Raw genomic sequence first — 19,313 nt, forward strand, 5'->3', positions numbered from 1 at the left:
TGCTTTCGCCACGTACGTATGTCCAGCGCCCTCGACGAGGACACCCAACAGACCATCGCGGCGGGCCGCGAGACCGCCGGTGCGATGCTCCGCGCGGCGCAAAAAGACCTCCAGAAGGTCTTCATCGTCTTCCTCGTCGGGTTCCTCGGCACGTTCTACGCGCTCCGACTCTACGTCTGGGGGTTCTTCCGGGGCGTGACCAAAGCGCAGATGGACGCCAGCGTCGCCGGCGACGTCAGCATCATCGCCCAGACCCCCTTCGACGTGATTCTCTTGCAGGCCAAAATCGGCCTCGTCGTGGGGGTGCTCTTCGCGGTCCCGCCGTTCATCTACGTCTCGCGGGACGCGCTGAAAGCCCGAGGCGCGTGGCCCAAATCGCCCGTCGCGCCGTGGAAACTCGCGCTCATCGGACTGACGATGGTCGTGCTGTTCGCCGCGGGCGTCGCCTACGGCTACTTCGTCTTCTTCCCGTTCACGTTCGCGTTCCTCGCCCAGAATGCGATTTCCGCCGGCTTCACCCCGAGCTACTCCATCGTGAAGTGGGCGCAGTTCATCTTCCTGCTCACGCTCTCGTTCGGCCTCGCGAGCCAGCTCCCGCTCGCGATGACCGGCCTCTCGTACGCCGAAATCGTCCCCTACGAACTGTTCCGCGACAAGTGGCGGCACGCCGTCGTCGGCATCTTCGCCTTCGGCGCGCTGTTCACGCCGCCGGACCCGTTCACCCAGATCATGTGGGCGGTGCCCGTCATCTCGCTGTACGCGTTCAGCCTCTATCTCGCCCGCGTGGTCGTCACGGCCAAGCGGGGGAGCGAGAAGATGGACGTCAAGGCGACGGCGGCCCACCACTGGAACCTCCTCGCGGGCGTCGGCGTCGTCGCCGGCCTCCTCGTCTACGCCTTCTACGAGTACGGCGGCGTCGAACTCGCGAACGCCGGACTCGCCGCGGTCGGCAGCGACTACGTGTTCCTCGACCCCGGCTCGCAGTTCGTGTTGGGCGCGTTCGTCGCCGCCGGCGGCGTCGTCGGCCTCGCGTTCGGCCTCGCGTACCTCGTCTACCGCGACATCGAACGACTCGAACGGACCGAAGTCGGCGTCGGCGACCCCTCGAAACTCGACCTCTCGGCGCTCGACGTGGCGGGCGTCCGCGCCGCGCCGCCGGAGGTCTTCGCCGACCGCGACGAAGACGAGATTATGAGCCTCGCGTCCGCCGCCATCGACGACGGCGACAAGGCCAAAGCGCAGGCCCTCATCGACCGGTTCGACGAGGCCGACGCGGACCGCGAGGCCGACGCGGCCGACGCCGAAGACGAGCCGGGCGAACTCGAAGACCGGACGACCCGCGCGGGCGGCGCGTTCTTCTCCGAACTGACCGAGGGCGAGACCGACGAGGACGACATCGGCGGCTACTACACCGACATCGCGTTCATCGTCGATTCGCTCACCTCGCGGGCGTTCTGGGTCGTCGGCTGGTTCATGCTCGTCCTCGCGGCGACGTTCGGCTGGCTCTACACCGGCGGTATCAGGGACGTCTACGACGACTTCCTCGGGCGCCTCCCCGCGGCCGTGCGACCCGAGGAAGTGCTCAACGTCGTCGCGCTCCACCCGATGGAGGCGCTCATCTTCGAGGTGAAGTTCTCGACGATTCTGGCCGTGTTGGCGACGCTCCCGCTCGTCGCGTACTTCGCGTGGCCCGCGCTCCGCGAGCGCAACCTCATCCGCCGGCGCCGCCGGACCGTCTTCCTGTGGACCGGCGCGCTCGCCGGCGGCCTCCTCGGCGGCTTCGCCCTCGGCTACAGCTACGTCGCGCCGACGGTCATCACGTTCCTCGTCGAGGACGCGCTCGCGGCGAACATGATAATCGCCTACCGCATCACCAACTTCTTCTGGCTCATCTTCTTCACCACCGCCGGCATCGGCCTCCTCGCCGACGTGCCCATCCTGATGGTGCTTCTCAACACCGCCGGCATCAGCTACCGGATGATGCGGAAGCGCTGGCGCGAGGTCACGGTGTTCATCCTCGCCATCTCGGCGGTGTTCACCCCCGCGAGCATCACGACGATGTTCATGGTGACGCTCCCGCTGATGGCCGCCTACGGCGTCGGCCTCGGCGTCCTGTTCGTGCTGACCGTCGGCGGCCGGCGCGACCTCTCGCCCGCCCGCGGCGCGGCGGAGTGAGCGCGGGCCGACCGCGACCGACTCATCAATTCGCCAACCCGAAGACGCGCCGAACACCGCCGTTACGGCCGTTGAAAAGGCGTTAAGTATTCTCACGAGAATCGCGGAGTATGGCCAAGATAAGCGTCGAGATACCCGACGAACTGCTCGCTGACCTAGACGAGCACGTCGGCGACGACAGGAAGTTCGTGAACCGGAGCGATGCGGTTCGGGCGTCCATCCGGAAGACGCTCGACATCCTCGACGAAATCGACGACCGACACAACCGCCTCGTCGAAGATGAGTGAGGGGCGCTCGGCCGTCGGGCAGGTCGCCCTCGTCGGGCTGTTCGTCACCGCGCTGACGACGGCGCAGTTGACGGCGTCGAAACTGCTTTCGATTCCCCTGCCGTCGGCGGTGGGCGAACTCCCGTTCGTCGGCGCGGCCATCCTCATGCCGGGGGCGGCGCTGGCGTACGCGCTCACCTTCTTCGCGTCCGACTGCTACTCCGAACTGTACGGCCGCCGGGCGGCGCAAATCATGGTGAACGTCGGCTTCGCCATGAACTTCGTCCTCCTCGGCCTCGTCTGGAGCACCATCGCCGCGCCCGCCGCCAACCCCGAGTTCGCCGCGCAGTTCGCCACGGTGCTGTCGTCGGGGACGAACGTCGTCGCCGGGAGCCTGCTCGCGTACCTCGTGAGTCAGAACTGGGACGTCATCGTCTTCCACGGCATCCGCGAGCTGACCGACGGCTCGTTCCTCTGGCTCCGCAACATCGTCTCGACGGCGACGAGTCAGGCCATCGACACGGTCATCTTCGTCGGCGTCGGGTTCTACGTCGCGCCGACGGTCCTCGGCATCGGCGACCCCTTCGAGTGGAACGTCCTCGTCGGGCTCGCTATCGGCCAGTACCTCCTGAAACTCCTCATCGCAATCGTGGACACCCCGTTCGTCTACGGGACCGTCGCGCTCCTCCGCGGCGACGACGAGTCCTCGACCGACGGCTGGGTCGCGGACTGAGACGCCGCCGACAGCGACGGACGGCTTATCTCTCCTGGTAACATACCACACGATGTATGGCCGACGAGCACCGCCACCGGCTCACCGAGCGAGACGGGATGGAGATGGGGGTTCGCTGTCCGAACTGCGGGACCTACACGTCGTTCGGGGACATCCTCGCCACCGGGGCCTGTCGCGGCGGGTGGAAGGGGTGTCGGACGGGGCTTCGACTCGAACTCGTGGTCGTCGAGTGAAAAGAGCCGGCTGGGCGGAGAGCCGAACGAGCGACGCGGTTCAGACGGCCGCGTCGGCGTCCGGGGAATCGGTCAGATAGAGGTACGCCGCCGCGACGCTGAAGACGGCCTCGCCGCCCTTCGAAAGAATCGCCATCTCGCTGACTCGCCCGCTCATGACGACCCACGCCACGATTTGGGCGAGCGCGAACGCGATGGCGACGAGGTAGAACTCGCGCCGCCAGAACTTGCTCAGGTAGACGGCGATGCCCGCGAGGAAGCCGACGCCGGCGAGAACGAACAGAATCGCCTGCGTCTGGTTGAACTGGAGCAACATCGGAGCCATCGACAGGTGGACGTACGTCGAGGCCAACGCCCCGAGGATGGCGACGTACGGGACGATACCCGACGGCAGGCCGGTGAACAACGGTCGCGAGTCGGCGGTCGTCGTGTCTGCAGACATGGGTGACTCACGAGCAGAGTCGTGTCAACCGATAATAATGCTTGCCCGAAGTTAGACACAAATTGCGCGGAGAACGGGTCGGCGGCGCGGTGGCGCGCGGGCGCGAGAGAGACGCGCGACGTCGGCGCGCTCAGTCGTCTATCGGTTCGGCGAAGGCGAACCGCGGCTTCACGTCGGTGACGCGGACCGTCGGCGTGTCGCCCGCCTCCGTGCCGGAGACGAACAGCGTGAAGTCCTCGACCTTGGCGATGCCGTCGCCCTCGCTTCCCACGTCGACGATTTCCACGTCGAGTTCGTCGCCCTTCCGGACCGGGGCGGTGAGGAAGTGCTTGCCGACGAGGTACTGCTCGGAGGAGCTATCGCGGGAGGCGTCGGGGCGCATCGACCGGACGTACTGGAACTCCCGCTCCATGTCGGCGCGGAGGTCCGCGACGTCCGGGCCGTCGAACACCTTCACGGCGAAGTCGCCGCCGGTCGCCAACAGCTCCTGTGCGACCTCGAACGCCTGCCGGGCGAGGTAGACCGAGCGGGCGTGGTCCAGCGAGTACTCGCCGGTCATGTTCGGTGCCATGTCGGAGACGACGGCGTCGGCCCCGCGCTCGCCGATGACGGCCGTCAGTTCCTCCTTCGTCTCGTCTTCGGTCATGTCGCCGCGAATCGTCTGGACGTTGTCGCGGTCGATACCGCGGATTCGCTGGAGGTCGACGCCGACGACCTTGCCGTGGTCGCCGACCGCCTCGGAGGCGACCTGCAGCCACCCGCCGGGGGCGGCACCGAGGTCGACGACGGTGTTGCCGGGGCCGAACAGGCCCGCGTCCCCGTCGAGTTGTTTCAGCTTGTAGGCCGAGCGGGCGCGGTAGCCCTCCTGTTTGGCCTTGTTGTAGTAGTGGTCCTTGCGCGCCATAGTCTTGCCACCAGTAGCGTATCAGGCCGTATACCGGCTTCGGCTTGCGTCGTGGAGCGTGGGGAACAGTCTCACATCCCGTGGCGTCGGCGTCGAGGCGGTCGGGTTCAGTCGTCGCCCGCGAGTTCGTCGAACAGCGCCGCGACGCGCTCCTCGATGTCGTCGCGAATCGCCCGGACCGCGTCGAGGTCGCGCCCGTCGGGGTCGTCGAGGTCCCAGTCGCGGGCGTCGCCGCGCCACGTCATGGGACAGATGCCCTCGGCCGAACAGCCCATCGTGACGACGATGTCCACGCCCAGAATCTCCTCTTGGTCGATTGCGCGGGGCGTCTCGTCGGCGAGGTCGAACCCCACCTCGCCCATGACCGCGACGACCTCGTCGTGGACGCGGTCGGCGGGGTCGGTGCCGCCGGTGACGACCTCGATTCGGTCGCCGACGCCGCGCTCGTCGCGCTCCCGGCGGGCGAAGGCTGTCGCCATCTGGCTCCGGCCGGCGTTCTGGACGCAGACGAAGGCGACGCGGGTCGCAGTCGCGTCGGTATCGGTGTCGGTGTCGGCGGTGTCGCTCATCGCTCGGCACCTCGTCTGCGGGCGGCTGGCTTCGTCTCGGTGTTCGCCATATCCGGGTGTTACACAATCTGCTATTTGAGTTCTTTGAAGCCCGAAACCGCCGAAATCGTCGAATTAGCTATGTTCGGAGACAGTGACGACAACACACATAGGGAGCCGACGGGAACGGTGGGGTGCTCGCGGGAGCGCGCACGCGGGAGAGCGTGCGAACATCATATTGCGGTGAGTCCAAATCAGGAGTATTTTTAAGACCGCTGTCGTACGACGGCACATATGTTCAAGGCCATCGTGAGCGCCGCGACGCTCCGGGACGCGCTCGACTCCGTGAGCGTCCTCGTCGACGAGTGTAAGATTCGACTCAACGAGGAGAGTCTCTCCATCCGCGCCGTCGACCCCGCGAACGTCGGCATGGTGGACCTCACGCTCGACGCGGCGGCGTTCGAATCCTACGAAGCCGACGGCGGCGTCATCGGCGTCAACCTCTCGCGGCTCGAAGAGGTCGCCGGGATGGCGGGCTCGGGCGACCTCATCCACCTCACGCTCGACGAGGAGACGCGCAAGCTCAACATCCGCATCGACGGGCTGTCGTACACGCTCGCGCTCATCGACCCCGACTCGATTCGCCAGGAACCCGACATCCCGGACCTCGACCTCGCGGCGAACATCGTCCTCGAAGGGACGCACCTCGACCGCGGTATCAAGGCGGCCGACATGGTCTCTGACCACATCCGCCTCCGCGTCGACGGCGCGGAAGAGACGTTCCACATCGAGGCCGAAGGCGACACCGACGACGTGGACCTGTCGCTTCCCCCGGCGGACCTCATCAGCATCGAGGCCGGCGCGGCCGACTCGCTGTTCTCGCTCGACTACCTGAAGGACATGAACAAGGCGATTCCGACCGACGCCGAGGTCACCGTCGAACTCGGCGAGGAGTTCCCGGTCAAGCTTCACTACCAGATCGCAGAGGGGATGGGCACCATCACGTACATGCTCGCCCCGCGCATCCAGAGCGACTGAGCGGACGTTTCGGCGGCCGCGTCGTTTTCCGACCACCCGAGCCGTCCCACTCGTTTCTCTCGACTCTCACTCGCCAGCGACCGCGTCGGCCCGACTCGGCCGCGAACCGAGCCTCAGGGCGCTTCCGCCCGCGGTCGGCGCGCGACCGACGCGAGAACGAATATCACGGGCACGATGAGCACGGCCCCGACGACGAACGGCGACCAGTACGCGAAGACGTACAGCGCCGCCATCGACGGCGGGCCGAGCGTCCGGCCGAGGCTCCCCGCGCCCTGCGTGACGCCGAAGGCGTTGCCCTGCTGGTCCGCCGACGCCGACGTGGAGACGAGCGTCGACAGCGAGACGTTCAACATCCCGTTGCCGAACGACAGGAGCGCCCCGACGAGGAGGAGCGCCGCGAGTTCGCGGGTGAGCCACGGCGGCCCGCCGACAGCGGGGAGAAACGCCCCGATATCGGGCGAAAACGGGAGCAACGCGAGCGAGGCCAGGAGCCCGACCGCGCCGACGACCGCCAGTTTCGCCTCCGAGTACCGCCGGGCGAGTCGGCCGACGACGACCCCCTGATTCAGCGTGCCGAGCAGGCCGATGTAGGTCAGAAACAGCGCCGTCTCCGTCTCGCCGTAGCCGTACACGTCGGCCGCGAAGGGGATGAACATGACCTGAATCCCGGAGAAGGCGACCGAGACGACGAAAAAGGAGACGACGAGCCCCCGGAGGCCGTCGTCGGCGAGGGCGGCGCGGAACTGCGAGACGAGCGTCGTCGCGGGCGTGCCGGCCGGCGCTCGGGTGCGCTCGGGTTCGCGCAGGAAGACGAACGCGAAGCCGAGGCTCACGAGGCTCAGCGCCGCCGCGGTGAAACTCGGCAGCGAGAAGCGCGTCGCGGGCACGAACGACGGGAGCAGGTCGCGGGCGAGCGCGACCACCGGATCGGAGGCCATCAGGCCGCCGATGGCCGGCCCGAAGATGAACCCGAGGCTGAACGACGCGCCGACGAGGCCGAGCGCGCCGGCCCGCCGCGCCGGCGGCGTGATGTCGGCGATGTACGCCTGCGCCGTGGCGATGTTGCCGCCCATCGCGCCCGCGAGCATCCGCGAGGCGAACAGCGTCGCCACCGCGAGCGTCGTGCCGAAAAGCAGGTTGATTTCGCCGGCAACGCCGAAGACGGTCCACGCGAGGACGCTCCCGACGAGCGACAGCATGATGACCGGCCGGCGGCCCCGCCGGTCGGAGACGCGACCGAGGACGGGCGCGAAGAGGAACTGCATGAGCGAGTACGACGCCGCGAGGAGCCCGATGTACACGTCGCTGACGCCGAAGTTCCGGACGTAGAACGGCAGGATGGGGATGACGACGCCGAACCCGAGGAGGTCGATGAAGACGACGGCGACGACGACCGCGAGGGCGCGTCGCGTTCCCCGCGACACCTCGGGGGCCTCGGCGTCGGCAGACACGGCGGACTCGGGGGCACTCACGACACCACAGACGCGCGAGAAGCGCCTAACGGTTGCGCCGAGTCGACGCGAGATTGAGGCCGGCGCTCAGGAGCGGTATCTGTCGATGACGCGCTTTGCGGAGACGGCCTTTTCCTTCCAGCCGTAGCCCGCGTCGTAGACGTGGCGCTTCTTCTCGACGAGTTCGGCCGGCGTCGCCTCCTCGAAGCCGCCGCGGTCCCACGCGCCGGTGTCGCGGAGCCAGTTGACGACGTTCTCGCGCGTCTCGGGCCACGACAGCCCGACCATCTCGTACCACGCGATCATGGCGAAGACGGCGTTGTCGTGACAGCCGGGGACGCTCCCGTACTGGTGGAGCGTCCGCATCGGCTCCCGGGTCGGCTCCGAGACCTCCTCTCTGAACTCCTCGGCGGTGCGCAGTCGGAGGACGCCGGAGTCCGCGTCCGACACCCGCTCGTCGCGCTTGAGTCGCCGGAGCGCGGCCTGCCGGAGCGGTCCCCACTCGCCCGGCGCTTCGCGGCGGAGCGTCCCCTCGTCGCACGGGCCGCCCGCGAGGACGGAGACGATGTCGACGTAGGCCCGCTCGACTTCGACCCACGGCGTCCCCTCGAAGCGACAGTCGGCGTCGTGGAGACTGGTCGTGGCGCGGCAGTCCGGACACGGGTAGTCGAAGTGCGGCACGTGAGAGCCTGAGGAAGTGGTCGGTAATAGGTTGTGTGATGCGCCGTCGTCGCGGCGGCACGCGCCGCGAGAACCGGCCGCGGGAATGGGCCGCACGGCCCACGGCCGCCACCGGCGAATCCGTCGCGTTTATCGGTGGGCACCCGGAACGTGGCGGTATGCGGATGCGCCCGCTCCACGCCCGATACCCGTTTTTCGCCGCGGCCAGAGAGGCGGTCGAATCGGCCGACGTCGCCATCGCGACGCTCGTCGCCGAGGACGCCCCGGCCGTCGAGCGCGGCGTCGAGCGCGTCGAGCGCGCCCTCATGGAGGGCACCGTCGAACCCGACCCCGACGAGTCCTACGCGCGGGACACCCAGACGGAACTGCTCTCGTACCCCATCTCGCGCATCATCGTCTCGCTCGTCGAGACGCCCGCGGCGGTGGACAAGTACGCCCGCGCCGAGGCCGACACGGCCTACGAGCGCATGCTCGCCGACTTCGACGCCGGCGACGACGACGTCCACGGCGAGGCCCGCGCGAGCCTCGACGACTTCCTCCGCGAGTTCGACCTCGAAGACGCGGTGCGGGCCGAACCGACCCGGAACCGCAACAGCCGCCGCGCGCCCGACCACTACTGGGTCGACGTGGGACCGTACCTCGCCTACTCCGACACCGACTGGGGCGCTGACTGGCGGCTCGTCAACCGCTCGCTGGCCGACGGCGCGGTCCGCGTCACCCGCGAGGAGCTCTCGGAGCTGCTCCGCGAGGCGGTCCGCCGCCGGGTCGCGGAGGGGCTTCCCTTCGCCGTCCGCGGGAGCGACGCCGGCGACCGGCTCGCCGACGCGCTCAAACCCCACGTCGAGCGCCTGCGAAACCTGCTTTCGGACCGCGGCGCGGTCAACGTCGTCTACGTCGATTCGGTCGACCCCGACCACTTCCCGCCCTGCGTCGAGGCGCTGTTAGCCCGGGCCCAAGACGGCGAGGACCTCCCGAACGAGGCGGCGTTCGCGCTCACGGCGTTCCTCGTCGGCGTCGGCCTCGAACCCGAGGAAGTCGGCGGCGTCGTCGGCGACGCGAACGCCGAGGAACTCGAAAAGCGGGCGACCGTCCTTGCGGACTCAAGCGGGTCGCAGTACGCGTCGCCGACCTGCGAGACGATGCAGGCGTACGACCTCTGTGTGAACCGCGACGACCGCTGTGACACAATCAAGCACCCGATGAAGTACTTCGAGACGGCGACGAACGACGCGGACGCGGCCGCCGCGGACGAAGCCGCCGACTGACGGGGAGACGGGAGCAGTTTCTACGAGCCGTCAGCCGACCGCCGAGCGCCGCCGCTGCGCGTCGAACGCCGTTTCGCGGCGACCGCGTCGCCGAAACCGACCGACAGGATTAGGAAGAACGCGACAGCCAAACGCCGATACCAGCCATCACGAGGACGAACGCCGTGATAGCGCCGACGAGTGCGAGCCCGCCGGTGGAGACGAGTCCACTCTGGTTGTAGGTCGCACCGATGCCGACGATGAGGGCGATAAACACCCCGACCGCGACGATGGAGACGGCAATCTTCCGCCGCATCTCCGCTTCGATAGCCATGCGACGACGTATCCGCGGCCGTTCTAAAAGGTCTTCGATGGGCGGATGCCCGACGAGAGCCACTCACGCGGCCGATTTTCCACGCGAAACGAGGGTTTAGGTCGTTCGAGAACCTATCTGTAGGTGACGGAACCCGACCTCGAACAGCCGCTGGTAAGGTCGGACTCCCGCACCACCATGACGCACATCGCACACACACCCGCGTCGACTCGCCGCCCGGTGCGCCGCAAGACCACGCTCCCGTCCGACGGGCTGGCCGGGCGCGCCCGCCGCGCCCGCGTCGAGCCGATGGCCGTCCGGCCGCTCCGCGACGGGCGCTACGTCGTCGAGACCGACGGCGGCACCTACGTCGTCGACGTGGAGGCTCGCACCTGCACCTGCCCCGACAACGCCATCCGGCGCGCCCGCTGTAAGCACCTCCGCCGGGTCGCCATCGAAATCACCCGCGGCGAGGTCCCGCCGCCGGGCCGCCGGAGCGCCACCTGCGCCGTCTGCGGCGACGAGACGTTCGTCCCGATGGACGCGGCGGGGCCCCAGCTCTGTCCCGACCACGAACACCGCGCCGGCGACCTCGTCCACGACCGCGAGAGCGGGAGCCTCCTCGTCGTCACGCGGGCACTCGGCACCCGCGCCGACGAGACGCCGACCGAGACGGGGAAACTCGTCTCGGCGTTCGAGAGCAACCGCGACTACGGCGACCACGAACCGGCCTTCGAGGCCGTGTATCTGGACTCGCTGCCGGTGAACGCCGGCCTCGCCGACCTCGGCGAACTGCACGCCTACCGGTTCCCCGCCTCGCGGCTCAGCCGCGTCGAACGCGGCTTCGTCGGCGCTCGCACGCTCGGCGAGCGACTCGCTCGGGCGTGAGCGAGCGCGGAAAATCGCGCCGCGGCCTCAGTCGCCGCCGAGTTTCGTCTGGGTCGGGCCGCCGGTGAACGACTCGAAGTCCTCGCCCTCGGCCAGCGCCGTCTCCTTTTTGACGCGGTAGTTCCCGCCGTCGGTCACGTAGAGTTCGCTGGGATGGAAGAAGTACCAGTCCTCGCGGTCGAATCGGACGGCGATGCGGGCCTTCGCGCCGAAGTTCCGCGAGAAGTAGACGAGCGCTTCGACCTCCTCGCCGCTCAGGTAGATGGGGCGGCCGCTGGAGGCCTTCGCCTCGATGGCGTAGAACACCTCGCCGTTGCCCGCGAGCACGTCTGGGAGTTCGCGCGTCGTCGCGCTCCCGGAGGCGGGCGCGCGCATGACCGCGAAGCCGGCCTCGTCGAGAGCGTTGACGAGTTCGCGCTCGCGTCGGTCTCCCTTTCTGTTCGAAGACATGGTCGGGAGTCGGCCGCGGGCGGTGATAAATGGGGCGAACGGCGTTGAGGCGTCCGCGCCACCAGAGCTATCCGTCGGCTGACGGATACTGCCCGTATGAACCGGGAGAACCGCATCGCCCTCGTCCTCCTCGTCCTCGGGGTCGCCCTCCTCGCGAACCCGCTGTACCTCTATCCCGACGGCGTCTCCTACGAGAAGACGTACACCTACGAGGCGTCGGCGATTGACTACCCACCGCAGACCGGAGACGCGTCCTACCGGGTCAAATCGTGCGGCTGGAACCCCCTCCAGTCGGCCGAGTGCGCCGCCATCATGGACATGGCCCGCGGCGACCCGGTCGAACTCCAGTTGGACCCGGACCGCGACGTCTACTCGGAGTTCTGGTCGTTCGACTACGTCCGGACCGACGGCCGCTACTTCGAACCGAACGCGACGCTCGACGGGCGCACCCTCACGCTCTCTGTCGACCCGGTCTCGACCGAGACGGTGAAACGCGACCTCTCGGAGGACCTCGGCGAGTCGCCGCGGTACGTCCGCGAGGCCGTCCGAAACGGCACCAGCACCGTGACCGAAGAAGACGCGTACGAGGCGCGGTCGCACTACGTCAGACACGACGGCCGGTACTACGTCGTCGAGCCGGTCGAAAGCGAGCGCGCCCCGACCGGCTGGGGGTGGAAAGCGCCGTCCGACGCGGCTATCGACGCGATGCGACTCGCGGCGTGGATAGGCGGCGTCGCGTGCGTCTGGCGGGCGGGTGAGTGGACAGAACGCGGTCGCTGACGGGCGTGAGAAACGAAAGAGAGTGTGAGACCGCTTACGTCCCGTGGGCCCAGCTACCCATGTACTCGCGCTGTTCGTCGGTCATCGAGTCGAACTCGATGCCCTCGGCTTCGAGCTTGATTTCTGCGACCTCGCGGTCCAGTTCGTCGGGCACGTCGTGGACGCCCGCGTCGTAGGCGTCGCCGTTCTCGACGAGTTCGCGGACGACGACGGCCTGCACGCCGAACGACTGGTCCATGACCTCGACCGGGTGGCCGAGCGCGATGGGCGACGCGAGGTTGACGAGGCGGCCCTCGGCGAGGACGTTCAGGCGGCGGCCGTCTTCGAGTTCGTAGGCGTCGACGCCGTCGCGGGCCTCGTACTCGTCGACCGCGAGGTCCGACAGCGCGTCGAGGTCGATTTCGATGTCGAAGTGCCCGGCGTTGGCGAGCAGGACGCCGTCTTTCATGTTCTCGAAGTCCTCGCGGGTGATGACGTCGCGGTTGCCGGTGGTCGTGATGAACACGTCGCCGACCGTCGCGGCCTCCTCCATCGGCATCACGTCGTAGCCCTCCATGTGGGCTTCGAGCGCGCGGCGGGGGTCGACCTCGGTGACGATGACGTTCGCGTTCTGGCCGGCCGCCTTCTTGGCGACGCCCTTGCCGCAGTAGCCGTAGCCGCCGACGACGACGTTCTTGCCGGCGTACGAGAGGTTCGTCGTCATGGCGATGGTCGCCAGCGAGGACTCGCCCGTGCCGTGGACGTTGTCGAACAGGCGCTTCATCGGCGTGTCGTTGACGGCGAAGACGGGGTAGTTCAGTTCGCCGTCCTCGTCCATCGCGCGGAGGCGGTGGACGCCGGTCGTGGTCTCTTCGGCCCCGCCGACGATGGTGTCGATGAGTTCGGGGTACTCCTCGTGGATGGTAAAGACCATGTCCATGCCGTCGTCGACCGTGACGGTCGGCTCGTGGGCGACGACGGCGTCGATGGCCGCGTAGTAGTCCTCGTCGTCGACGCCGCGGACGGCGTAGGAGGTGATGTCGTCGTTGGCGTCGAGCGCCGCCGAGACGTCGTCGTGGGTCGAAAGCGGGTTACAGCCGGTGATGGCGACTTCCGCGCCGCCGAGCGCCAGCAGTTCGACGAGGTTCGCCGTCTTCGCCTCGACGTGCATCGCCATGCCGATGACCTCGCCGGCGAGCGGCTGTTCGGACTCGAACTGCTCGCGGAGATCCTGCAGGATGGGCATGTGCTGGAGCGCCCAGTCCATCTTGCGTCGTCCCTCCGTCCGAGCGGCCTCGACGTCGTCGAGGTGCTCGGAGACGGGAGCGTAGTGTTCGCTCATACCCGTGGGTTCGGAGAGGGGTCCGAAAACCCTACCGAAGGCGGTCGCCGCCCCCGAATCTACAAGTGTCAACCGGGAGATTGTATCGCCGAGGGCCGATGCTCGTCATAGACAACGGCAAAACGCTCGCCGAACAGGAGTTGTTCGCCCTGATGAGCGCCCCCGCGGTTCCGGACCTTTTGCGCGTCGCCGACGAGCCGCTGACGGTCAAGCAGCTGAGCTGTCGGGCCGACGTGCCGCTGTCGACGGCCTACCGGGAGGTAAAGCGGCTTCACGAGGCGTCGCTGTTCGAGAAGTCCATCATGGTCGACCACAGCGACGGGCGGCACGTCGCGCAGTACCACCGGACGTTCGAGCGCATGGAGGTCAGCGTGACCGACGAGGGACTGCGCATCGAGCTGGCCGGGTAGCGAGGTCGGGACGGCGGTGCGGACGGACCAGACGGCGGACGGACCAGACGGCGGACGGACCAGACGGTTTCGGGCCGGACGCGGCGGTTCAGACGCGCTCGCGGAGCGACGCGACGGCCTCGCGGGCGCGGGCCATCGCGGCGTCCTCGTCGAGCGTCAGCACCTCGCGGTCCCGCATCAGCACCGTCCCGTCGCAGACCGTGTGGCGAACGTCGGAGCCGCGGGCGGCGTACGCGAGGTGGCTCACGAGGTCGTTGGCGGGCGCGAGGTGCGGCGCGTCGAGGTCGACGACGGCGAGGTCGGCCGCGCCGCCGACTTCGAGCGCGCCGCCGGGGAGGTCGACGGCGGCGGCGGAGCCGGCGGTCGCCATCCGCACCACGTCCGGGGCGGCGACGGCGCTGGCGTCGTCCGCGGCGAGCTTGCCGAGCATCGCGGCGTCGCGCATCTCGTCGAACATGTCGAGGTCGTTGTTCGAGGCCGCGCCGTCGGTGCCGAGACCGACCGTGACGCCCGCGTCGAGGAGTTTCTGGACCGGAGCCATGCCGGAGGCGAGTTTCATGTTCGACGCCGGGCAGTGGACGACGCCGGTCCCCGCGTCGGCGAGCAGGTCGATTTCCGCGTCGTCGACGTGGACGCCGTGGGCGAGGAAGTCGTCGCCGGTGAGCATGCCGAGTTCCTTCGCGTACGCGAGCGGGCGTTCGCCGCGCTCGTCGACGATGGGGTCGACCTCGTCGGTCGTCTCGTTGGCGTGGTAGTGGACCGGGATGCCCTCGGCGTGGGCGTCGGCGACGAACTCGCGGAGGTAGTCCTCCGCGACCGTCGTCAGCGAGTGGGGCATCGCGGCGGTCCGAATCCGGCCCTCTGCCGCGCCGTCGAACTCGCGGGCCACGTCGAGGCTCTCGTCGATGTCGGCCCGCGCGTCCGCGTCGTCCTTGCCGAGCGTGACGACGCCGTGGCCGAGGCGGGCGCGGAGGCCGGCCTCCTCGACCGCGGCGGCGATTTCGGGGACGTGGAAGTACATGTCCGCGAACGCGGTGGTTCCCGACTTAATCATCTCCACGAGACCGAGTTCCGCGCCGGCGCGCACGTCCTCGGGGGTGAGCGCGCCCTCGGCGGGCCAGATGTCCTCGCGGAGCCACGTGTCGAGCGGCTTGTCGTCGGCGTAGCCGCGCAGGAGCGTCATCGCCACGTGGCAGTGGGCGTTCACCAGACCGGGCGTGACGAGACAGCCCGCGGCGTCGAGCGTCTCGTCGGCGTCGGCGTCGAGGTCCGCGCCGATATCGAGGATGATTCCCTCGTCTCGGTCCACGAGGACGTCCGCGTCCTCGACCGTCGCGTCGGGGCGAAGCACCTGTCCGCCCGCGATTCGGAGCGTGTTCATGTCGCTCGTTCGGGCCGGCGGGGTGGTGAATCCACCGTCTCGCGGCCGCGGGGGCCGACCGCCCGCTTCGCCCGTGAGCGGGCCGAATACCGGCGGTAGTCCGATTCCCGAAAATCGAGAACGAGCACGCCCCCTTAGGGTCGGACCCCCAGTATCGGGGGACATGGAGCCCCCGTCGAACCTCGCGCTCGTTCCGGGGCACGTCCAAGGCAGTCCGTGGATGACCGCGGTCGTCGTCCTCGCGGGAGTCTCGTCGGTGACGCTGGCCGCGCTCGGCGTCGCCGTCTTCCTCCGGCGGCGGACGCGGTCGCACCTGCTCGTCGCGCTGGCGCTGTTGGCGTTCGCGTCGCGGGCGGCCGTCGCCGCGCTGACGCTCGGCGGCGTCCTCTCCGAGTTCGACCACCACGTCGTCGAACACTTCTTGGACCTCGTGATGGCCGGCCTCGTCCTCGCGGCCATCTACTACGCCCGGAGCATCGAGCGCGAGGCGGGGGTCAACGACCCATGAGTGAGACACGAACCCGCGTCGCCGACCACATCAAGCACAACCCGGGAGTCCACTTCAACGAGCTCGTTCGCGCGCTCGACCTCGCTCCCGGCCAGGTACAACACCACGTCCGCAGACTGCTCTCCGACGAGACGGTCCGCCGCTCCGAGTTCTACGGGCGGACGCACTACTTCCCCCCCGAGTTCGACGCGTGGGAGCGCGGCGCGCTCGCGCTCGTCCGCCGGGAGACCGCCCGCGACATCCTCGGCCACCTCCTCGAACACGGCGACGCCCGTCCCGACGACGTCGCCGACGACATCGGCGTCGCCCGAAGCACGCTGGAGTGGCACCTCGACCACCTCGTCGAACGCGACGTGGTCCGCAAGGAGCGCGACCTGCACAACCGCGTGACGCTCGTCCTCACCCACCCCGAGCGGACGACCCGACTGTTGGACGACGTGTCGCCGTCGCTCCCCGAGCGGTTCGTCGACCGGTTCGACCGCCTGCTCGACCACCTCGTCGAAGGGTAGTCGCGGGTCCGCGGAGCAGTCCTACGCGCCCGTTTCGTCCGCCCCGGAGCCGTCTCGGAGCCGCCCGATGCGCGACGCCAGCGACGGCTCGAACGAGAGGCGCGACCCCGCGCGGCCGGTGTCAACCTCGTCCGCGGTCGCGTCGAGCGCGTCGGCGACGGCCGCGCGCCCGACCCGGTGTGCCGCCGCCTCGTCTGCCCGGTAGATGAGCCGCTTGCTCGCGTACTCGCCGGTCACGAGAACGATCACGCCGATTCCGGCGGAGACCAAGAACGACAGGACGAATCCGAACGGCGGCCACGCGACGCCCAAGAAGACGAGCCCGGCCGCCGCGCCCACGGTAAACAGTCGAAGTTCGTAGACGAACCGGCCGAGTCGCGCGGCGTCGACCGCGAGGAGCGCCGAAACCGTCTCGTCGTCGTAGCGGTCGAGCAGCGAGTCGGTGAGAAAGAGCGTCTTCCGACCGACCGGGCCGCGGGTGAGGTGGTCCGATCGGTGGCCGCCGCCGTCGAGGAGGCGAATCCGAGCGACCGAGAGACCGGCGCGGTCGCACAGGCGGTCGAGTCGCTCTCGCGTCGCGTCGTCTGGGGCCGCCGTCGTCTGCGAGACGCTGACGAGCGGTGTCGAAAACACGTACGCGGCGGCTACGAACGCGAGGAGGGTGAGCAGGCCGCTGGTCTCCAAGACCCGGAATTCGACGTGTAGCACGGTCACCACGCAGAAGACGAGCGCCGCGATGAAGAGCTGATAGCGGAACATCTTCGCGGCGGCCGTTCCCGCACCGATATCGGCGTCTCGAACGCGCCTCGCCACGGGGAACGCGCCCAAGTACGAGACGGTCGCCACGACCGCGGCACCGACAGCCACGAGCGCCCAACCGAGAATCGCCCACGGCCAGTCGGTCGGGAGCCCGACGGCCGCGAGGAGCGCCCGGTCGGCGTTCGTCCACCAGACGACGCCGACGAACAGGACGGCGGCGGAGAGCCAGTTGCTTCGCACGCGCCTTCTGAACCGCTGGACCGACGAGTCGCGGCGCTCGTGGAGGCCGGCGCTGACGCGGGACCAACCGGCCCCGAGGAGGGAGACGCCGACGAGCGCGCCGGCGAAGGTGACGGGAGCCATGAAATGACATTTCGAATACGTGTCAAAAACCGTTCCGGCTTGCGAAAGTCAATTACCTCCGGGACGTGACGGAAAGGTATGCGAATCGCCGTGCCCAACAAGGGCCGCCTGCACGAACCGACGATAGAACTCCTGGAGCGTGCGGGACTGCACCTCGACAACGGTGCCGAGCGCAAACTCTACGCCGGGACCGTCGACCCCGACGTGACCGTGCTGTTCGCCCGCGCCGCCGACATCCCCGAGTACGTCCGCGACGGGGCCGCCGAGGTCGGCATCACGGGCCTCGATCAGGTCCGCGAGTCGGGCCACGAACTCGAAGACCTGCTCGATTTGGAGTACGGCAAGTGTCGGCTCGTCCTCGCCGCGCCCGAGGACGGCGACATCGAGACCGTCGCCGACGTGTCGGGCAAGGTCGTCGCCACCGAGTTCCCGCACATCGCGCGGACCTACTTCGAGGAGGAGGGCATCGACGCCGAGGTCGTCGAGGTCACGGGCGCGACCGAACTGACGCCGCACGTCGAGATGGCCGACGCCATCATCGACATCACCTCGACCGGGACGACCCTGCGGGTGAACCGCCTCGCCGTCGTCGACGAGGTGCTGTCGTCGTCGGTTCGGCTGTTCGCCCGCCCCGACGTGGTCGACGACCCGAAGGTCCAGCAGTTGCTCATGGCGCTCGAATCCGTCCGCTCGGCGGAGGGCAAGCGCTACCTGATGATGAACGCGCCGCGCGAGAAACTCGACGACGTGAAGGAGGTCATCCCCGGTCTGGGCGGCCCGACCGTGATGGACGTCGCCGGCGACTCGACCGTGGCCGTCCACGCCGTCGTGAACGAGCGCGACGTGTTCGAGGTCGTCAGCGACCTGAAAAACGTCGGCGCGAGCGGCATCCTCGTCACCGAAATCGAGCGGTTAGTCGAGTAAGCGGCGCGCCCGTCGCGCCGAGGTCAGTTTCTCCAGCGCAGGTCCGGCACCGTGACCGACGGTTCGAACCCGAGGTCGCCGCGGCGCGCCCGGACGTACGCCGCGATACAGACCGCGCCGAGCGCTATCGCGCCGATGCCGAGGAGGCCGGCCTCCGGCCCGAACGCGCCGCCGGTGACGACGTCCGGCCCTTGCTCGGTCGTCTCGACGAGCGACGTGCCGAAGTCGAGGCCGCTGACCGCGAAGCCGAAGACGCCGCCCTGCACGAAGTTCCACGAGATGTGGATTCCCGTCGGGATTGCGAGGTCGCCGGTGAGCGCGTACCCGAGGCCGAGCATGACGCCCGCGAGCGTGATGCTGGTCGTGCTGGCGAACCCGGCGTTCGGGTTGGCGTAGTGGGCGACGCCGAACACCGCCGACGAGACGGCGAGGCCGCCGGCGACCGCCACGTCCGGGTCGAACCGCCAGCGGAGCCCCTCGGCGACGTCGGTGAGAACGATTCCCCGGAGCAGGAGTTCCTCCGCGATGCCGACGACGACGAAGAACGCCAGAAGCGAGCCGACGCCGACGAGCCGGTCGACGCCGAGCGGGGCGGGGGAGACCGAAATCCAGTCGGCGGCGACGCTGACGACGAAGACGGCGGTCATCAGAGCGGTTCCGAGCGCGAGTCCGAACCCGAGGTCGACCGCCCACTCGCGGTCGAACCCGAGGCCGAGGTCCGCGATGGTTCGTCTGTCGACGTACCGCGCGACCACGAGCGCGGCGAGACCGCTCGCACCGACCGAGACGAGCGAGACGACGAGCGACACGAGTCGGCTGGACTCGGCGAGGCCGCCGAGGGCGGTCGAGAGCGAGAGGCCGACCACCAGCGAGACGACGACGAAGACGACGGGCGTCGCGAGCAGGCGGAACGGGGCGCGCGGCCGGCGTTCCGTGTCGTTCCAGAGGAGGCGACGGGGAGACACGGCGGGGGGTTCGACGGCCTCGGTCAA

23 protein-coding genes are annotated in these 19,313 nt (G+C 68.9%); 12 read left to right on the plus strand and 11 right to left on the minus strand.

Features of this window, described 5'->3' with window-relative positions; all coding sequences use genetic code 11:
• The first annotated feature begins 18 nt into the window (after positions 1 to 18).
• The 4 genes from tatCt (at position 19) to FY251_RS22475 (ending at position 3,407) form a co-directional block, all read left to right on the plus strand.
• Positions 19 to 2,175, plus strand: a complete 2,157-nt coding sequence (tatCt, locus tag FY251_RS05040) for a Sec-independent protein translocase protein TatCt (protein ID WP_148413737.1) — start codon at positions 19 to 21, stop codon at positions 2,173 to 2,175.
• A 110-nt stretch (positions 2,176 to 2,285) separates the two neighbouring features.
• On the plus strand, positions 2,286 to 2,462 hold the full coding sequence (locus FY251_RS05045; RefSeq protein ID WP_115880139.1) for a ribbon-helix-helix domain-containing protein: 177 nt from the start codon (positions 2,286 to 2,288) through the stop codon (positions 2,460 to 2,462).
• Positions 2,455 to 3,174, plus strand: coding sequence for a queuosine precursor transporter (locus tag FY251_RS05050; RefSeq protein WP_148413738.1), 720 nt, complete (start codon positions 2,455 to 2,457; stop codon positions 3,172 to 3,174). Before FY251_RS05045 ends, FY251_RS05050 begins: the two co-directional genes overlap by 8 nt.
• A gap of 56 nt (positions 3,175 to 3,230) precedes the next feature.
• Positions 3,231 to 3,407 carry a hypothetical protein gene (locus FY251_RS22475; RefSeq protein ID WP_187367347.1) on the plus strand — a complete coding sequence of 59 codons (177 nt, stop codon included), beginning with the start codon at positions 3,231 to 3,233 and terminating at the stop codon, positions 3,405 to 3,407.
• A 40-nt stretch (positions 3,408 to 3,447) separates the two neighbouring features.
• Here the strand turns inward: FY251_RS22475 and FY251_RS05055 are convergent, their stop codons facing one another.
• The 3 genes from FY251_RS05055 to FY251_RS05065 all read right to left on the minus strand — a co-directional run bounded on the left by FY251_RS05055 (position 3,448) and on the right by FY251_RS05065 (position 5,322).
• Positions 3,448 to 3,849 (minus strand): hypothetical protein, encoded by a 402-nt coding sequence (locus FY251_RS05055; protein WP_148413739.1) that lies wholly within the window; start codon positions 3,847 to 3,849, stop codon positions 3,448 to 3,450.
• A 130-nt stretch (positions 3,850 to 3,979) separates the two neighbouring features.
• Entirely contained in the window at positions 3,980 to 4,753 is a 774-nt protein-coding gene (locus FY251_RS05060) for a 23S rRNA (uridine(2552)-2'-O)-methyltransferase (RefSeq protein WP_058568340.1), read from the minus strand.
• A gap of 107 nt (positions 4,754 to 4,860) precedes the next feature.
• Entirely contained in the window at positions 4,861 to 5,322 is a 462-nt protein-coding gene (locus tag FY251_RS05065) for a low molecular weight phosphatase family protein (RefSeq protein ID WP_148413740.1), read from the minus strand.
• A 273-nt stretch (positions 5,323 to 5,595) separates the two neighbouring features.
• On the opposite strand from FY251_RS05065, the gene FY251_RS05070 reads away from it, so the two are divergent.
• Positions 5,596 to 6,339 carry a DNA polymerase sliding clamp gene (locus tag FY251_RS05070; protein WP_004065599.1) on the plus strand — a complete coding sequence of 248 codons (744 nt, stop codon included), beginning with the start codon at positions 5,596 to 5,598 and terminating at the stop codon, positions 6,337 to 6,339.
• 113 nt (positions 6,340 to 6,452) lie between these two features.
• Here FY251_RS05070 and FY251_RS05075 read toward each other — a convergent pair whose 3' ends face one another.
• Positions 6,453 to 7,811 (minus strand): MFS transporter, encoded by a 1,359-nt coding sequence (locus tag FY251_RS05075; RefSeq protein ID WP_148413741.1) that lies wholly within the window; start codon positions 7,809 to 7,811, stop codon positions 6,453 to 6,455.
• Positions 7,812 to 7,877: 66 nt separating this feature from the next.
• Positions 7,878 to 8,471, minus strand: coding sequence for a hypothetical protein (locus tag FY251_RS05080; RefSeq protein ID WP_148413742.1), 594 nt, complete (start codon positions 8,469 to 8,471; stop codon positions 7,878 to 7,880).
• Positions 8,472 to 8,635: 164 nt separating this feature from the next.
• Between FY251_RS05080 and FY251_RS05085 the strand changes: the two genes are divergently transcribed.
• On the plus strand, positions 8,636 to 9,736 hold the full coding sequence (locus FY251_RS05085; protein WP_148413942.1) for a DNA primase large subunit PriL: 1,101 nt from the start codon (positions 8,636 to 8,638) through the stop codon (positions 9,734 to 9,736).
• 109 nt (positions 9,737 to 9,845) lie between these two features.
• On the opposite strand, the gene FY251_RS05090 is transcribed toward FY251_RS05085, so the two are convergent.
• A complete protein-coding gene (locus FY251_RS05090; RefSeq protein WP_004065604.1) occupies positions 9,846 to 10,049 on the minus strand; it encodes a hypothetical protein in 204 nt (67 codons plus the stop codon).
• A 219-nt stretch (positions 10,050 to 10,268) separates the two neighbouring features.
• Between FY251_RS05090 and FY251_RS05095 the strand changes: the two genes are divergently transcribed.
• Positions 10,269 to 10,916, plus strand: coding sequence for an SWIM zinc finger family protein (locus FY251_RS05095; protein ID WP_148413943.1), 648 nt, complete (start codon positions 10,269 to 10,271; stop codon positions 10,914 to 10,916).
• A gap of 27 nt (positions 10,917 to 10,943) precedes the next feature.
• Here FY251_RS05095 and hjc read toward each other — a convergent pair whose 3' ends face one another.
• The gene (hjc, locus tag FY251_RS05100; RefSeq protein WP_008576726.1) at positions 10,944 to 11,366 is read right to left on the minus strand and encodes a Holliday junction resolvase Hjc; all 423 of its coding nucleotides are present in this window, start codon (positions 11,364 to 11,366) and stop codon (positions 10,944 to 10,946) included.
• A 96-nt stretch (positions 11,367 to 11,462) separates the two neighbouring features.
• Here hjc and FY251_RS05105 point away from each other — a divergent pair, with 96 nt between their 5' ends.
• Entirely contained in the window at positions 11,463 to 12,146 is a 684-nt protein-coding gene (locus FY251_RS05105; RefSeq protein ID WP_148413743.1) for a hypothetical protein, read from the plus strand.
• A gap of 34 nt (positions 12,147 to 12,180) precedes the next feature.
• Here the strand turns inward: FY251_RS05105 and FY251_RS05110 are convergent, their stop codons facing one another.
• Complete coding sequence (locus FY251_RS05110) at positions 12,181 to 13,467, minus strand: adenosylhomocysteinase (protein WP_148413744.1); 1,287 nt, start codon at positions 13,465 to 13,467, stop codon at positions 12,181 to 12,183.
• A gap of 98 nt (positions 13,468 to 13,565) precedes the next feature.
• Here FY251_RS05110 and FY251_RS05115 point away from each other — a divergent pair, with 98 nt between their 5' ends.
• The gene (locus tag FY251_RS05115) at positions 13,566 to 13,877 is read left to right on the plus strand and encodes a helix-turn-helix transcriptional regulator (protein ID WP_148413745.1); all 312 of its coding nucleotides are present in this window, start codon (positions 13,566 to 13,568) and stop codon (positions 13,875 to 13,877) included.
• Between the two features lie 88 nt (positions 13,878 to 13,965).
• Here FY251_RS05115 and FY251_RS05120 read toward each other — a convergent pair whose 3' ends face one another.
• A complete protein-coding gene (locus FY251_RS05120; RefSeq protein WP_148413747.1) occupies positions 13,966 to 15,258 on the minus strand; it encodes an amidohydrolase in 1,293 nt (430 codons plus the stop codon).
• 163 nt (positions 15,259 to 15,421) lie between these two features.
• Between FY251_RS05120 and FY251_RS05125 the strand changes: the two genes are divergently transcribed.
• Positions 15,422 to 15,766, plus strand: coding sequence for a hypothetical protein (locus FY251_RS05125; RefSeq protein WP_089777239.1), 345 nt, complete (start codon positions 15,422 to 15,424; stop codon positions 15,764 to 15,766).
• Positions 15,763 to 16,275 carry a winged helix-turn-helix transcriptional regulator gene (locus tag FY251_RS05130; RefSeq protein WP_004045277.1) on the plus strand — a complete coding sequence of 171 codons (513 nt, stop codon included), beginning with the start codon at positions 15,763 to 15,765 and terminating at the stop codon, positions 16,273 to 16,275. The genes FY251_RS05125 and FY251_RS05130 overlap by 4 nt, the downstream gene beginning before the upstream one ends.
• A gap of 21 nt (positions 16,276 to 16,296) precedes the next feature.
• Here FY251_RS05130 and FY251_RS05135 read toward each other — a convergent pair whose 3' ends face one another.
• Complete coding sequence (locus FY251_RS05135; protein WP_148413748.1) at positions 16,297 to 17,397, minus strand: peptidase; 1,101 nt, start codon at positions 17,395 to 17,397, stop codon at positions 16,297 to 16,299.
• A gap of 78 nt (positions 17,398 to 17,475) precedes the next feature.
• On the opposite strand from FY251_RS05135, the gene hisG reads away from it, so the two are divergent.
• Positions 17,476 to 18,321: an ATP phosphoribosyltransferase gene (gene hisG / locus FY251_RS05140; RefSeq protein WP_089777236.1), complete on the plus strand. Its 846-nt coding sequence runs from the start codon at positions 17,476 to 17,478 to the stop codon at positions 18,319 to 18,321.
• A gap of 23 nt (positions 18,322 to 18,344) precedes the next feature.
• On the opposite strand, the gene FY251_RS05145 is transcribed toward hisG, so the two are convergent.
• Positions 18,345 to 19,313, minus strand: a complete 969-nt coding sequence (locus FY251_RS05145) for a CPBP family intramembrane glutamic endopeptidase (RefSeq protein ID WP_148413749.1) — start codon at positions 19,311 to 19,313, stop codon at positions 18,345 to 18,347.

The organism is Haloferax sp. KTX1 (assembly GCF_902410085.1).
GTDB classification, from domain to species: domain Archaea; phylum Halobacteriota; class Halobacteria; order Halobacteriales; family Haloferacaceae; genus Haloferax; species Haloferax massiliensis.